The 15,135-nt window shown below is 72.5% G+C and carries 11 protein-coding genes and 1 pseudogene; 5 read left to right on the top strand and 7 right to left on the bottom strand.

Annotated elements, in window-relative coordinates; all coding sequences use genetic code 11:
* Positions 1-35: 35 nt before the first annotated feature.
* The 4 genes and pseudogenes from allB to CM1CMNOD_RS05465 all read right to left on the bottom strand — a co-directional run bounded on the left by allB (position 36) and on the right by CM1CMNOD_RS05465 (position 5,696).
* Positions 36-1,390: pseudogene (gene allB, locus CM1CMNOD_RS05480) on the bottom strand (allantoinase AllB).
* Entirely contained in the window at positions 1,387-3,807 is a 2,421-nt protein-coding gene (gene pucD / locus CM1CMNOD_RS05475; protein WP_131773870.1) for a xanthine dehydrogenase subunit D, read from the bottom strand. Before pucD ends, allB begins: the two are co-directional and overlap by 4 nt.
* A gap of 312 nt (positions 3,808-4,119) precedes the next feature.
* Positions 4,120-4,734 (bottom strand): (2Fe-2S)-binding protein, encoded by a 615-nt coding sequence (locus CM1CMNOD_RS05470; protein ID WP_013872669.1) that lies wholly within the window; start codon positions 4,732-4,734, stop codon positions 4,120-4,122.
* 8 nt (positions 4,735-4,742) lie between these two features.
* On the bottom strand, positions 4,743-5,696 hold the full coding sequence (locus tag CM1CMNOD_RS05465; RefSeq protein WP_013872668.1) for an FAD binding domain-containing protein: 954 nt from the start codon (positions 5,694-5,696) through the stop codon (positions 4,743-4,745).
* Positions 5,697-6,343: 647 nt separating this feature from the next.
* Between CM1CMNOD_RS05465 and CM1CMNOD_RS05460 the strand changes: the two genes are divergently transcribed.
* Positions 6,344-7,687 carry a Rieske 2Fe-2S domain-containing protein gene (locus CM1CMNOD_RS05460; RefSeq protein WP_013872667.1) on the top strand — a complete coding sequence of 448 codons (1,344 nt, stop codon included), beginning with the start codon at positions 6,344-6,346 and terminating at the stop codon, positions 7,685-7,687.
* A 1,100-nt stretch (positions 7,688-8,787) separates the two neighbouring features.
* On the opposite strand, the gene CM1CMNOD_RS05455 is transcribed toward CM1CMNOD_RS05460, so the two are convergent.
* Positions 8,788-10,542: an adenine deaminase C-terminal domain-containing protein gene (locus CM1CMNOD_RS05455; RefSeq protein ID WP_013872665.1), complete on the bottom strand. Its 1,755-nt coding sequence runs from the start codon at positions 10,540-10,542 to the stop codon at positions 8,788-8,790.
* A gap of 329 nt (positions 10,543-10,871) precedes the next feature.
* Between CM1CMNOD_RS05455 and CM1CMNOD_RS05450 the strand changes: the two genes are divergently transcribed.
* The 3 genes from CM1CMNOD_RS05450 to CM1CMNOD_RS05440 all read left to right on the top strand — a co-directional run bounded on the left by CM1CMNOD_RS05450 (position 10,872) and on the right by CM1CMNOD_RS05440 (position 13,409).
* Entirely contained in the window at positions 10,872-11,174 is a 303-nt protein-coding gene (locus CM1CMNOD_RS05450) for an urease subunit gamma (protein WP_013872664.1), read from the top strand.
* A 151-nt stretch (positions 11,175-11,325) separates the two neighbouring features.
* On the top strand, positions 11,326-11,682 hold the full coding sequence (locus CM1CMNOD_RS05445) for an urease subunit beta (protein ID WP_013872663.1): 357 nt from the start codon (positions 11,326-11,328) through the stop codon (positions 11,680-11,682).
* On the top strand, positions 11,679-13,409 hold the full coding sequence (locus tag CM1CMNOD_RS05440; RefSeq protein WP_013872662.1) for an urease subunit alpha: 1,731 nt from the start codon (positions 11,679-11,681) through the stop codon (positions 13,407-13,409). Before CM1CMNOD_RS05445 ends, CM1CMNOD_RS05440 begins: the two co-directional genes overlap by 4 nt.
* Here the strand turns inward: CM1CMNOD_RS05440 and CM1CMNOD_RS05435 are convergent.
* The gene (locus CM1CMNOD_RS05435; RefSeq protein ID WP_013872661.1) at positions 13,394-13,870 is read right to left on the bottom strand and encodes a PIN domain-containing protein; all 477 of its coding nucleotides are present in this window, start codon (positions 13,868-13,870) and stop codon (positions 13,394-13,396) included. The two genes, CM1CMNOD_RS05440 and CM1CMNOD_RS05435, sit on opposite strands and share 16 nt — an antisense overlap.
* Positions 13,867-14,190 (bottom strand): type II toxin-antitoxin system CcdA family antitoxin, encoded by a 324-nt coding sequence (locus tag CM1CMNOD_RS05430; RefSeq protein WP_013872660.1) that lies wholly within the window; start codon positions 14,188-14,190, stop codon positions 13,867-13,869. The genes CM1CMNOD_RS05435 and CM1CMNOD_RS05430 overlap by 4 nt, the downstream gene beginning before the upstream one ends.
* Before the next feature lie 186 nt (positions 14,191-14,376).
* On the opposite strand from CM1CMNOD_RS05430, the gene CM1CMNOD_RS05425 reads away from it, so the two are divergent.
* A partial coding sequence (locus CM1CMNOD_RS05425; protein WP_131773868.1) for an urease accessory protein UreF occupies positions 14,377-15,135 on the top strand: 759 nt, incomplete at its 3' end.

Here is a 15,135-nt window from a genome sequence, read left to right as displayed (position 1 = left end):
GCCTGAACGATCAGGTGCCCGGTCGGATGCCGGTGTCATCGCGACAGCAACCTGCCGTGCGGCGGCCGGTCGCCGTCGGCCCGCCTGCCGCGCAGGTAGGTGGCACGTACGACACCGTCCAGGGTCCGGCCCGCATAGGGGGTCAGCGGATGGCGGTGGGCGAGCCGGGCCGGGTCGACGGCAAAGGACCCCTCGGGATCGATCACGGCGAGGTCGGCGTCCGCCCCGGGGCTGATCCGTCCCTTGTGCGTCAGCCCGACCAGGTCGGCCGGGCCGGTGCACATCCAGCGGGCCACGTCGGCCAGGTCGTGGCCGCGGCGGCGGGCCTGAGTCCACACGGCGGCCAGGCCGAGCTGCACCGAGGCGATCCCGCCCCACGCCGGCCCGAAGTCGCCGGAGCCGACGGTCTTCAGCTCCGGTGTGGACGGCGAGTGGTCGGTCACCACCGCGGTGAACAGGCCCGCGGCGAGCCCCTGCCACAGCCGCTCCCGATTGTCCTCCCCCGGATCGGAGGTGCGCACTTGTACACAGTCGCACCATCGGGAACCTCCTCGGCGGTGAATGTCAGATAGTGCGGGCAGGTCTCGGCGGTCAGCGCGACTCCAGCGTCGCGGGCGGTCAGCACGTCGTCCAGCGCCGCCGCCGCGGACAGGTGCAGGACGTGCAGGCGGGCGCCGGTGGCCGCGGACAGCGCGGCGAGCCCGGCGACCGCCTCGGTCTCGGCCGCTGGCGGGCGCGCGGCCAGCCAGCGCGCGTACCGCCGGCCGGCGGTAGGCGGCGCCGCGTCCAGGACGGCCGGCGACTCGGCGTGGACGACGGTCAGCGCGCCGAGCCGGGCGGTGTGGGCGGTGGCGGCGGCGAGCACGTCCATCCCGACGTGTGGGAACTCGTCCACCCCGGACGGCGCGAGGAATGCCTTGAAACCGAACACCCCGGCGTCGTGCAGGGCCGAGAGGTCGGCGAGGTTGCGCGTGTCGGCGCCGATGATCCCGCCCCAGAAGCCGACGTCGACCCATGTCTGGCCGTCGGCGGCGGCCCGCTTCGCGGTCAGCGCGGCCAGCGACGTCGTCGGCGGGATCGCGTTGAGCGGCATGTCGATGATCGTGGTGACCCCGCCGGCGGCGGCGGCCCGGGTGGCGGTGGCGAAGCCCTCCCACTCGGTCCGGCCCGGCTCGTTGACGTGGACGTGGGTGTCGACCGCCCCGGGCAGCAGCGCGAGATCACCGAGATCGGTGACGCCGGGGGTGGCGCGCACCGCCGCCGGCGGTGTGACGGCGGTGATCCGCCCGTCCCTGATGTGCACGGCGGCCGGCCGGACACCGTCCGGGGTGACGACCCGTGACGAACACAGCACGGTAGGACGTTCCGGCGGTTCGACCGGCCCGATCATCGGCCACCACCGACATCTTCAGGATCGTCAGATTCGTGATCGTCAAGGCCCAACAGGTCCTGCGGGCGGATCGGCACCCGGCGCAGGTCCCGGCCGACCGCGTTGCGCACCGCCGCCACAACGGCCGGCGTCGCCGAACAGGTGGGCGCCTCGCCCGCCCCCTTCACCCCGTAGGGCGCCCCCGGCTGCGGATGGCTCAACGCGACGAAGTCCAGCTCCGGGACGTCGGCCGAGCTCGGCAGCACGTAGTCGTGGAACGTCGGGTTGCGCACCACCCCGTCCCGCACCACCAGCTCCTCCATCAGCGCGAGCCCGAGCCCCTGCGCCGTGCCGCCCTCGACCTGCCCGCGCAGCGACAGCGGGTTGAGCACCGTGCCGACGTCCTGGACCAGCGCCATCGACACCACCCGCACCAGCCCCAGGTCGACGTCGACGTCGACGACCGCGCGGTGCGCCGCCGCGGCGAACGCCACGTGCACGTCGCCCTGGCCGTCGGCGTCCAGCGGCTGGGTGCGCCGGTGGCGGAAGACCTCCACCGCCTCGACCGGCCCGTCGGCGAGCGCGTCCACGAGCGTCATGCGCACCCCGGCCTCGCCGGCGACGATCTCACCGCCGGCCAGCGTCAGCAGTCGCCGCGGCACCGCGGCGACGTCGTCGGGCAGGCCGAGCCGGCGGGCCGCCCGGGCCAGCAGCCGGTCGGCGACCGTGGCCGCGGCGGCGCGCACGGCACCGCCGCTCATCCACGTCTGGCGGGACGCGCTGGTCGACCCGGCGCTGCCGGCGGTGGTGTCCGCCGGGGCGAGCACCACCTCGTCCACGCCGAGCTCGGTGCGGACGATCTGCCCGGCGATCGTCACGAAGCCCTGGCCGACCTCGGCGCACGCGCTGTGCACGACAGCCCGGGGCACGCCGTCCGGCCCGGCCTCCAGGCGCACCCGGGCGGTGGCATAGTCGTCGAACCCCTCGGAGAACAGCAGGTTCTTGTACGCCACCGCATAGCCGACCCCACGGCGGACGCGGGCCGGGTCGGCCGCGGCAAGGCGCCCGCCGGGCAGCGACGTCACCGGCGTCCGCGTGGAGACCGGCGGTGGCAGCGGCCGGGCCGCGAGTACGTCGATCATCTCCCGCAGCGGCAGCGGATCGGGCACGACCTGCCCGGTGGGCAGCACGTCACCCGGTTCGAGCGCGTTGCGCCGGCGCAGCTCCACCGGGTCGATGCCGAGGGCGTCGGCGAGCCGGTCCATCTGCGCCTCATGCCCGATGGCCACCTGGGGGACACCGAAACCGCGCATCGCCCCGCACGGCGGGTTGTTCGTGCGGACCACCCAGCCGTCCAGCACCGCGTTGGGCACCCGGTAGGGCCCGGCGGCGTGCGTGACCGCGTTGGTCAGCACCGCCGGGGACGACGACGCGTACGCCCCACCGTCCAGGATCAGACGTGCCTGGACGCTGACCAGCAGCCCGTCCCGGGAGGCGGTGTGCCGGAACCACATCCGGGCCGGATGCCGGTGCGGATGGCCGAGGAACGACTCGACCCGGTCGTAGGCGATCCGCACGGGGCTGCCGGTGACCAGCGCGAGCAGCGCGCCGTGGATCTGGAGCGTGATGTCCTCGCGTCCGCCGAAGGCCCCGCCGACACCGGCGAGGGCCAGCCGCACCCGGTGCTCGGCAAGACCCAGGCAGGCCGCGACCTGCTCACGGTCGGAGTGCAGCCACTGCGTCGCCACCCGCAGGTCGACGCCGCCGTCGGCCGTCGGCACGGCCAGCGCGGCCTCGCAGCCGAGGAACGCCTGATCCTGCATGCCCACGACGTAGGAGTCGGTGACGCTGACCGCGCCGCGGGCCGCCGGGTCACCGTGGCGAAGATGGATCTCGCGGAAGACGTTCCCGTCGGGATGCAGCAACTCGAACGCGCCAGGACCCGCCAGCCCGTCCGGGCACGGCGGCCCTCCGGCACACAGCGATCCGCCGGGACTCGGCGATCTGGCGGGAGACGGCGATCCGGGGCCGCGGGCGGCGGCCACGATCCGCTCGGGGTCGGTCCACGGTGGCAGCGGCTCGTAGTCGACCTCGATCGCGGCCAGCGCCGCCGTGGCGGTCCGGGCGTCCACCGCCGCCACCGCCGCCACCGGTTCGCCCTGGTAGCGCACGACGTCGGCGGCGAGCACCGGCTGGTCGGCGACGATCAGGCCGTAGGTGGCCCGGCCCGGCACGTCCGCCGCGGTCACGACCGCCGCCACCCCGGGCATCCGGCGGGCCGCGGCGGTGGTGATCCGGCGGATGCGGGCCCGTGGATGGGGGCTGCGCAGCGTCCGCGCGTGCAGCATCCCCGGCAAACCAAGATCACCGGCGTACGGGAAGGTACCACTGACCTTGGCCGGCCCGTCCGGGCGTGGCACGGACGCCCCGATCCCCATCCCCTGATCGCTGGCTGCCTGGTCACTGGCTGCCTGGTCGACGGACGCCTGGCCAGCGGATGTTCGATCAGCGGATACCGCGCCGGACGGCGTCCGGTCGGTGATCATCCGATCGACGTGGTCAGCGGGCGGACACGGGTTCATCATCGTTCCGATCTTCCGCACCGCCCGCCGGCCCGTGCGCGGCCACCGGCCCGTGCGCGGCGGCCAGCCCGTTGTGGGCCGCGGGCCGGTCTCCGGGCGCGGATCCGTTCCCGATCGCCAACCCGTCCCGAGCTGGCGGCGGGTTCCCGGCCGCTGGCCCGTCCCCGGTCACCGGCCTGTCCCCTGCCGCTGGTCCGTTCCCTGCCGCTGGCCTGTTCCCGGCCGCCAGCGGGTGTCTCCCGGTCGCCGGCGGGCTTCCTGGACCGACCGGATCGCGGCGATGATCCGCCCGTAGCCGGTGCACCGGCAGATGTTGCCGGCCAGCGACTCGCGGATCTCGTCCTCGTCGGCGTCGGGACGCCGGGCCAGCAGGTCGGTGACTGCGACGACGAATCCTGGCGTGCAGAAGCCACACTGGACAGCCCCGTGGGCGAGGAAGGCAGCCTGCACCGCCCGCGCCGGCCCGCCCACACCCAGCCCGGCCACGGTCGTGACCTGGGCGTCGGCGGCGTCCGCGGCAAGAACCGTGCAGCTCGTCACCAGCCGGCCGTCCATCAGGACCGAACAGGAGCCACACCGGCCCTGCTCACAGGCGTCCTTGACCGACAGCACGCCCAGGTGGTCACGCAGCACACGCAGCAGGGACTCCCCGAACCAGGCGCCGGCCACCTCCCGCACGCCACCGTCGATGTGGAGCTGGTAGGACACCCGCGGCCCGGCATCGCGCGACGGGCACGCCGGGTCCTCATCAACCGAGGCGTTCCGGTAGGCGGGCTCGCTCATGGGCGCGCTCACCGTCCACCCGCGGACCGGACCGGCGACGGACCGGACAGGCAGTGTCCGGCGGCGCGCGCCGCCAGCACTCCGGCGGCGTGCCGGCGGTAGGCCACCGACGCCCGCGGGTCGTCAGGAAGCGGATCGTCCACGGCGCGAACGGCCTCGGCGACAAGCTCGCCGAAGCCCGCGACCACGTCGGGGGGAGCCGTACCCGTCGCCCAGTCGACCCCCGCGCGGGCGAAGTCCTCCGCGGCGACCGGGCGGACCGGCCGGCCCGCCACCCCACCGATCGCGCACGCGACCCGCTCCCGCACCCGGTCGACGACCAGCGCGCACGAGACGACCGTCGCCGAGGCGGCCTGCCGCGCGCCGACCTTGAGGTAGACCTGGGGACCGCACGGCCGCGGCAGCCGGACCGCCGTGATCAGCTCGGTCGGGTCGCGCCCCTCGGCCAGGTAGGACGGGACGATCACCGTCCGCGCGCCGTGCACGCTGCGCAGGACGACCTCGGCGTCGGCAGCGCTGAGGAAGGTCAGCAGATCCCCGCGCGGATCGGCCGTGCCGAGCGCTCCGCCGACCGTGCCCAGGTTGCGTATCTGCGGTGATCCGACGACCCGCGCGGTGGCCGCGAGACCGGGCGACAGCGACCAGCCGGCCAGGTCCTGATAGGTGACACCGGCACCGATGATGAGCCCGTCGGCGCTGGCGCCCCGGGTGCGCAGCTCCAGGACCCGGCGCAGGGCGATGATCCGTCGCGGCCGGCGGCGGCCGGTCCGCAGCGCGGGGACCAGGTCGGTGCCGCCCGCGAGCAGGTCCGCCGCGCCGTCGGCGAGGATCTCGACGGTGTCGGCCACCGTCAGCGGCCGATACAGGCTGGCCGGGCTGGCCAGGCCAGCCGCACCGAGCACCGGATGGTCGGCCGGGCGGGCGGTCTGAGCGTCGATCGTGCCGTCCGCGGTGGTAATCATGGGAGATGCCGTGGGAACGTCCGCGCGACACGGAAACCCGCTGGTAGGTACGGCGGCAGGGAAGACGGTCGGTCGCGCGCAACCCCACATGACAGCCGACGATAGTACTCCGAGGTTACACGCATGTTCACTATCGGCGACACGCAGGGTCCTCCAGCCGGCCACTGACAGAAGCCGTCCGGCGAAAACCGATAGTGCCGGATTGCAACCGTACTCATCCGTATTGAGCACGATACGTCCGCGGTGGGAATCATAGCCGCCCGGTACGGCGACGTCCGGTATTGCCCGAAAAGGGGAGCGTTCTCACGACGGCGCTCACAGGCTCCCCGAACACGGAGACATCATGATCACATAATTTTCGGCGGTACGGGCCCCTGGCCTGGAGCCACGGCCGGGCAGCCCCGGGAACACGGTGACGGAACACAGTGAGATATCGATCACCATCACCTTGCGTCACACCCGGGACGCGAAACCGAAACAACAGCTCACTTCAATCAACACATTCGAAGAACGCTTTTACCAAACTCGTCACCGGGCCGCGGACCGGACCAGGTCGAACCAGCACCTGGCTTGCGATCCGCGCCCACGGCCGGCACCCCTGCCCCGGCAGCCCCTTCTCCCAGGAGGTGGTCGACGTCCGCCCACGAATGACGAACACGGATCCTTCGCTGCGACACGGCTGGCATCCGGTCGCGCGGTCGTCGGACATCGGTGACGAGCCGGTGTCCGTACGGCTCCTCGGCGAACCATGGGTGATCGCCCGCCTCGACAACCGGGTGATGGCCCTTGCCGACCACTGTCCATATCTGCTGACGCCGCCGGCGGCCGGCCGTGTCGACGGCCCCCGGCGGGTCTGCGCCTACCACGGCTGGCGTTTCGTCGCGTCCGGCGCATGCACAGCCATGCCCGACCCGCAGCCCGTGCCCGACCCGCAGTCCGTGCCCGGTTCGCAGTCCGTGCCCGGTTCGGGGCCTGTGCCCGGTTCGGGGCCCATGTCTGGCTCGGACGCCTCCTGGTCGGAACGCGCCCGGGCCACCTCGGCGTGGGGCGCCACCGAACGCCACGGGCTGATCTGGATCGCCCCCGAGGAACCGTTCGCGGACATCATCGACCTGCCCGAGACGGACAACCCCATCTTCGTCTCCCGATGGCTGGACGTCAGCCGGAGCCGGGCATGCGCGGGTGTGCTCACCGACGATCTCCTCGATGCGGCGAACCTGCCGTTCGTCCATCCGAGCCTGGTCTGCGCCGACCCGGTCCGCACCGGCCCGATCCGCGCGGGCGCGGGCGGCACAGGCGAACAAACAATCACTTTTCGCCGTGACATCACTACCGATGGCAATGGATTCCGCCTACGGATGGAGCAGACAGTCACCAATTCCGCGGAGCCGGTGACGACGACGGCTGGCCCGCGGCCGTGGAGCGGGCGCCGTCACCTGTCGACCTGTGTCTACCGGCCACCGTTCCAGCTCCGCCTGGTCCTGCGCTGGCCCGACACCGGGATCACCAGCACGATCTTCTTCTGCCTGCAGCCCGAGGACGCCACGTCCACCCGCATCTATGCCCGCCTGTTCCGCAACGACTGCGCAGGGAGCCCCGACCGGTTGGCCGCGGCCGCGCGCGCCGAGCAAATGATCATGGATCTGCATCTCGCCGCGCGGGAAAGACACCCACTGGACGGCCTGCCCCTGGCAACCACCGACCGCGGCGCCACCGGCACACCGGCAGCACCGGCACGGATGCCGACATGCCCACGGGCGGCGCGCCCGGTGACGCCCAGGCAAACGCGGATACCGTCGGGATCGCGTTGCGGCGGGCACTGTCCACGCTGGCCGCGCTGGCTGAACGAACCCAGCGGGCTCCGGCGCGCGACCGGCCCGGTGGCATCCTCCGCTACGCCCGTCGCGCGAGGGCAGGTTCCCGCCCCTGATCTTCCCAACCCGGCCCGCCCGACCTCTCCGACCTCTCCGACCCGAGCCGTCTGCCCGTGAGCCAGCCCGTCATCGGCTCATACCGACTGCCGGCAGGTGCGCGCACACCGGCACGTAATGAACGCACGTACACAAGGACGACCGGAATCCCGGTACCGCTATCCTCCCATCCGCTATCTTCCCGTCCGCTCCGCGGCCGCCTACACCCACCCCACCTTTTGACCCGTGCGCACCGCTGCTGGCCGCCGCCTTTCCAAATCGGCGGTCAGCGGCACGAAACGCCAGCTCAAACCAGGTGCCCACGGTTCCGCGACCAGTAGTCGCCTCAACAACCACCGTGGTTACGACAACCGCCCGGGACACCTGAAAAGAACACTGCGACCAAGGTCGGATCTTCTCCCCGGCAACGTCCTTCTCTCCGGGACCGCGCTCTGCGGGATCACGCCGCCACCGCAACGGTCAGCCCGCGGCACTCCTGCAGCGGAAGCCGTAGGTGGAAACTATCACCACAACGACGGTTTCCACCTACAGCTTCCGCGTCCGTAGGTGGAAACCGTTGTTACAGCAGCATTTTCCACCTACGCATTCCGCTGTTACAGGTTGTCGAAGAGGAGCAGGACAAGATCCGGACTGCCGTCACCGCCCGCGAGGAACTGGATGCCCTGGCCCTTTCCCTCGAAGGTGCGCTTCGTCCTGCCGTCCGAGCCGCCCTACTGCAGGACTTGTAGCCGGCGGCAGGCAGCGCCTGTCGGTAGAACTGGACCGCCGCAGTAGGTGTCACATCACGCAACGAGATCGTCGCACGTTGGGGCTTGGACACCGAGACCGTGGAGACAGCTCCCTTCGGGAACGGAAAGCCCGCGGGGACGACCGTTCCCTTCAGGGCCTCCACTCCCGCCGTCGCGGTCGTGGCAACCTGGGGAGCCGCCGTCTCCACCGCCGGAGGAGCCGTCCGCGACGGCAGTGCCAGATCGGTTGGCAGATCGACCGGCGCAATGCTTGGCGCGGCCTCGACCGCTGTCACCGGCTCGGCCTCCACGGAGGACAACGGCGTGGATCCACCACACGCACCGAGCAGAAGTGTCAGGCCCACACCGGCTCCGGCCGTCGCGGGGGGAGGCGGGCGGACCGTTCCGCCGGGAGAGCGGGTGGACGTTCCGTCAGGAGAGCGGGTGGCAGAGCCGCTGGCCCAACGACGCGAGGGTGAGGAACGGTGCTGCGAGCGTGCAACCGAGTGCCGCGGCGGCCGCGTTGACGCCGTCCAACTGGTCGTGCACGGCGTCCCAGGGGGCGTCGCTCATCACGCCGGCCACCGGCAGCGGGCAGGCCGCGAGTACCCAGCCGCGGTCGACCACCACGAAACCGCCGCCCATCCCCTCCAGCGCCCGGGCGGCCGTCATCATGTCGTGGTCGCCGACCCCGATGATGGCCAGGTCACCGGGTGCCACGCTCGTGGTCATCCCGATCGTGCCCTGGCGCAGGCCGATCCCGCGGATGAGCCCGACCCGTATCCCGGCGGGCCGGTCCCGATGCACGCGGCAGGTGACAAGGGCCACCTTCAAAAGATCATGTTTTGGATCCGCTTCAACGCGACCGGTGGCGCCATCGACGGCGACCGGCCGCACCGCGACACTTTCAACACCCGGAAAATCACTCTGCGCGAGGAATACTTCGACCGCGTTCACGCCCCGACCGGCGGGGCCGACGGACGCCGCCGGCACGGTGAACGACCCGCTGTGCAGGCCGGCGGGCAGCGACAGCCGTTCCCGAGCCCAGGCGGGGACGACGTCAAGGTTGTCGAACAGCGGGCGGCCCCGCTCCGCGGCCAGCCGCCCGCCGGAGAGCACGACCTCCGGCGGCTGGAATCCGGCGATCTCGCTGACGATCTGGATGTCGGCCAGACGCGCCGGTGTGAGCGACCCGAGCAGGTGCTCCAGGCCGTGGCGACGGGCCGGGGCAAGGGTGGCCATGCGGACGGCGGTCATCGGGGCCATGCCCGCTGCGACCGCCCGGCGGACGTCCCGGTCGAGATGGCCGTGCACGGCAAGATCGATGACCGTGCGCCCGCCGGCGGCGTCCAGCAGAGCCTCCCAGGTGCCGTCGTCAGCGGTTCGCCCGACCGGCGGGCCCGCCGACGCCGATGCCGGCCCGGAGCCGGACATGGGCCCCGGCGCGGATACCGACCCGGATACGGGCCCTGGTACGGGCCCGGCCTCGGCGAGCCCGGCGGGCTCGGGCCCCACGGGGAGCCTCCCGGCCATGCCGGTGACGTCCAGTGATGTTCCTCCGGCGGATGCGGGTAAGGAGCCTGGCTGCCGCGGCACCATCGTCATCCTCCCCGTAGGCATGGGCGGTACGGCCGATGTCACGGGCAGTGTTTCCAGCAGGCGTGCCGGGGTGCGGGTGGCAGTGACGAGCTGTCCGCCGCGCGGCCCGTACAACCCGGTCAACCCGCTGGTGTCCGCCAGCAGGGTGACCGTTCCCCGGGGTACGACGACGCGGGCGAGTTCACCGGGGGTCAGCAGGGTCTGTTCGACCCGGATGCGCTCGTCGACATAGGCGGGCAGGAGATAGCGGCCGGACGCGTCCAGCGCCCGGCGGGCCCCCAACGCCCCGGGCTGCGTCACCGCGGCGATGAACCGTCCGACGATCAGCAGGTCACGGCGCTGGAGCTCACCGGTGTGGACGACGACCAGCGTGCCGCCATGGACGATCAGGTCCGCCTCCTCCTGACCGTCCGCGACCCTGCGCAGGCGCTGGAGTTCTGCCGCGCTCGGGGCGAGAGCGGCAGCGCCGGGGACAGCCGCGCGCCGCGGCCGGTGGCCGTGCTCGGCCGAGGGCCTTTCCGGCAGACAGGTCACCGGTTCGGGTCCGCGCGCGGACCACCCCTGTTGGCGGTCACGCTCGGTGGTCATGAACCCTCCGCAGACACCGTTTGGACGAGGATGGGGCATGACCCTGCGCTAAGAAGTCGCTCGGCAATGTGACGTACGTTACGCCCTGGCGCGGCCCCGCGGCCCCGCACCGGGTACGCGGACGCGGCATAGCCGCTAACTGTGCCGCCACATCCGCGGCGGCGCCCGCAAACCAGCGCCTTTTAACGTGGCCGTCACAGATTCGGCGCTGATAGTCACAACAGTGGGCTTTTCAAGAGATTCCGGACATCACGACGACGCACCCCGGAGACGCGTCCGGGCGGCACTGCGTGGCCGTGACGTACCTGTGACCGCTAGACTTCGCCACCGTGCTGCTCAGCCCGCACGAACAGGAACGGCTGCTCATCCACGTGGCAGCCGGGCTCGCCCGTGAACGGCGGGCCCGCGGCCTGCGGCTGAACCATCCGGAGGCGACCGCCGTCATCACGTCGTTCCTGCTCGAAGGCGCCCGGGACGGCCGCGGCGTCGCCGACCTGATGTCCGCCGGACGGACCGTGCTCACCCGCGAGGACGTCATGGACGGCGTCCCCGAGATGCTTCGCGAGATCCAGGTCGAGGCGACCTTCCCGGACGGCACCAAGCTGGTCACCGTCCACGAGCCGATCCCCTGACGTCCTCCCCCGCGTGAACGCGGGGGATTCCAGCTACACGAAAGCGGGTTCGCGTTGTCGAGGTTCGCGGTTCGCTCCACGGGAGGCCGGATTCCTCCCCGGTCCGAAGGCCCGGGCATCCTCCGGGACCTTCGGTGAGCGGGCCGGTCCGATGAGTGCGGGCACCGGTATCCGGCCGGGCGAGATCCGGCACGACGACGACCCGGTGGAGATCAACCCGGGACGGCCGGTGCTGACGCTGCGTGTGCGCAACGTCGGCGACCGTCCTGTGCAGGTCGGGTCGCACTACCATTTCGCCGCCGCCAACCCCGCTCTTCAGTTCGACCGGGACGCCGCCTGGGGACACCGGCTGGCCGTCCCGGCCGGCACCGCCGTCCGGTTCGAGCCGGGCGTCGAACGCGAGGTGGATCTCGTCCCGCTGGGCGGCCGGCTGCTGGTGCCCGGCCTGCGCCCCGAATCGGCCGGCCCGCTGGATCGCCGCGCGGGCCGGGGCGGGGCGCGCCCGTGAGCCGCCACCTCGACCGGGCCCGCTACGCCGACCTGTACGGGCCGACCGTCGGCGACCGCGTCCGCCTCGCCGACACCGACCTGTTCATCGAGGTCACCGAGGACCGCAGCCGCGGGCCCGCCGGTGCCGGCACCGGCGACGAGGCGGTGTTCGGCGGCGGCAAGGTGATCCGGGAGTCCATGGGGCAGGCCCGGGCGTCGCGCGCCGAAGGCGCCCCGGACCTGGTCATCACCGGCGCGGTCGTCCTCGACCACTGGGGGGTCGTCAAGGCCGACGTCGGCATCCGCGACGGGCGGATCGTCGCGCTCGGCAAGGCCGGCAACCCCGACATCATGGACGGCGTCCATCCCGACCTGGTCATCGGACCGGGCACGGAGATCCTCGCCGGCAACGGGAAGATCCTCACCGCGGGGGCGGTGGACTGCCACGTCCACCTGATCTGCCCGCAGCAGGTCCCCGAAGCCCTCGGCGCCGGCATCACCACCCTGATCGGCGGCGGGACCGGGCCCGCCGAGGGCACCAAGGCCACGACCGTCACCCCCGGCCCGTGGAACCTCGCCCGGATGCTGTCGGCGATGGACGCGCTGCCGGTCAACGTCGTCCTGCTCGGCAAGGGCAACACCGTGGGTGAGGGCGCCCTGTGGGAGCAGCTGCGCGGCGGTGCCGCCGGCTTCAAACTGCACGAGGACTGGGGCTCCACACCGGCGGCGATCGACGCCTGCCTGCGGGTCGCGGACGCCTCCGGGGTGCAGGTCGCGCTGCACTCCGACACCCTCAACGAGGCCGGTTTCGTCGAGGACACCCTGGCCGCGATCGCCGGCCGGGCCATCCACGCCTACCACACCGAGGGTGCCGGCGGTGGGCACGCCCCGGACATCATCACCGTGGCCGCGGCAGCGAACGTCCTGCCGAGCTCGACGAACCCGACCCGCCCGCACACCGTCAACACCCTCGACGAGCACCTCGACATGCTCATGGTCTGCCACCATCTGAATCCGACCGTGCCCGAGGACCTGGCCTTCGCCGAGAGCCGCATCCGGCCGTCCACGATCGCCGCCGAGGACGTCCTGCACGACCTCGGCGCCATCTCGATGATCGGTTCGGACTCGCAGGCCATGGGACGCATCGGCGAGGTCGTGCTGCGCACCTGGCAGACCGCGCACGTGATGAAGGCCAGGCGCGGCCCACTGCCCGGGGACGGGCGCGCCGACAACGCCCGCGCCCGCCGGTACGTCGCCAAGTACACGATCTGCCCGGCCGTCGCGCATGGCCTGGACGCCGAGATCGGCTCGGTGGAGCCGGGCAAGCTCGCCGACCTGGTGCTCTACGATCCGGCGTTCTTCGGCGTCCGGCCGGCCGTCGTCATCAAGGGCGGGTTCGTGGCCTGGGCGGCGATGGGCGACGCGAACGCCTCCATCCCCACCCCGCAGCCGGTGCTGCCGCGCCCGATGTGGGGGGCGGCGGCGGGCCCGGCCGCGGCGTCGTCACTGTCGTTCGTCGCCCCCGCGGCCCTCGACGCCGGCCTGCCGGCGCGCCTCGGCCTGGCCAAACCGATGGCCGCGGTCGCCGACGTCCGCCGCCGCGGCAAGGCGGACCTGCCCGAGAACACCGCCACCCCCGACATCCACGTCGACCCGGAAACATTCACCGTCACCGTCGACGGCGACACGATAGAACCCGCCCCGGTAGCCGAACTCCCCATGGCCCAGCGCTATTTCCTCTTCTGATTCCTCTCCCGTCGGCGTCCACGCTGTAATGCTCCGTCCACACTGGCCAGCGGCTCAACGACCACCGTCCGATGGATGCCGGCCAGGCGGGTCAGATCACCGGGATCACCGGTCAGGACGACTCCGCCGCCGGCCTCGACCGCGACAGCAGCCGCATGCGCGTCCGCCAGATAGTCCGATCCCAGGTCGGCCTCGGCGAGCAGCGCGCCTACCAGGCGGGCCAGGTCACGATCGGTGTTCCGGACGAGCAGCCCGTCGGGTGCTTCCCGAGCGAGCATTGCGTCCAGTGCCCGGCTGCGGCCGGCACCCCGGTAGAGCTCCGCAAGGGTTACGGCAGCCACCGCCACGTCCCGGCGCAGTCGATGTGCCGCCGTCATGGCATGACGTACCGTCCGCTCGGCGGGATGGTCGGCTCGTACCAGAGCGTTCACGGCCTCCGCGTCCAGGACGACTCGCGTCACAGCTGCGTTCCGTGCCGGCCTGCCACACTGTCCGCAGCACCTGGCAGGGCGTTCGAGCTCGAAACTGGGCTATCGCTTGTGCCGCCCAGCAGACGCATGAATCTGGCGATTTCTTCCTGATCCTCGGCGGTGTCGAGCGCTCCACGCTCAGCGGCGAGCTGGTCGAGCATGTCGCCGAGCGCCCGGTGCCGGCGGCGCCGGGCGAGTTCGTCTCGGAGCGCTGTGTTCACCTGGGCGGACAGGTTCTCGCCGGCTGCCTCGACCGCCGCGACGAGGTCGGCGTCGAGGGTGACCGAGACCTTGCGTTTCGCCAGCGTCATACCAAGATGCTACTGCTGTCGTACCGCGATGTCGCTCTGCCGCCAACGGCAGTCGGTGCGGACGGCCTGCGTGCCCCGCGGAACGCGCTGCGGGAGTGTGATGGTCACTCACGGCCGTTCGCCGTTGGCGGTTGTTGGGATGCTCGCCACGTTGGGACGCCCGCTGCTGGGAGGAGAGGACACCTGATGGTGGACGCGAGCCGGGCGGCGTTGTTGCTATTGGCGGACGGGCGGCTGCCAGCGGGTGGTCATGCGCACTCCGGCGGGATCGAGGCCGCGACCGTCGACGGCAGCGTCACCGACCTCGCCGATCTCGAACGCTTCCTGCGCGGCCGGCTGGCCACGACCGGCCTGGTCTCCGCCGCCTTCGCCGCCGCCACCTGCCGGCTGACTCGCAGCCCGCATACGGATGGGAACCTCCCGATCACTATTTCGGGACGGCCATCGGCCGCGCCGCCCCAGCCGTCGTCAGACCGACCGTCGTCAAACCGGCCGTACCCGGAGGAGATCGCTACTTCCTCCGATACCGACCTCGCCGGCACCGTCACGACACCGACCAGGGCAATCATCGAACTGGACGTCGAGCTGGACGCGCGGACGCCGTCGCCGGCGCAGCGTTCCGCCAGCCGCGCGCAGGGCCGGGCACTGCTGCGGGCGGGCCGCGCCGCCTGGCCAGGGCTGTCCTGCCCGGTCCCGGCGCCGCACCATCCGGTCGCGTTCGGCCTGGTCGCCGCGCACGCCGGCCTCTCCCCCGCCGACGCCGCGCTGGCCGTCGCCTACAGCACGGTCAGCGGCCCCGCCTCGGCCGCGACCCGCCTGCTCGGCCTGGACCCACTGGCGGTCACCGCCCTGCTCACCCGCCTCACCCCCGCCGTCGACCGCACCGCCACCGAGGCGACCGCCCTGTCGAACCACCCCCCGGCGGACCTCCCCGCCACCACCGCC

This window comes from Protofrankia symbiont of Coriaria myrtifolia, assembly GCF_900634755.1.
Taxonomy (GTDB): Bacteria; Actinomycetota; Actinomycetes; order Frankiales; family Frankiaceae; genus Protofrankia; species Protofrankia coriariae.
This window is presented reverse-complemented; position numbering and strand designations above follow the sequence as displayed.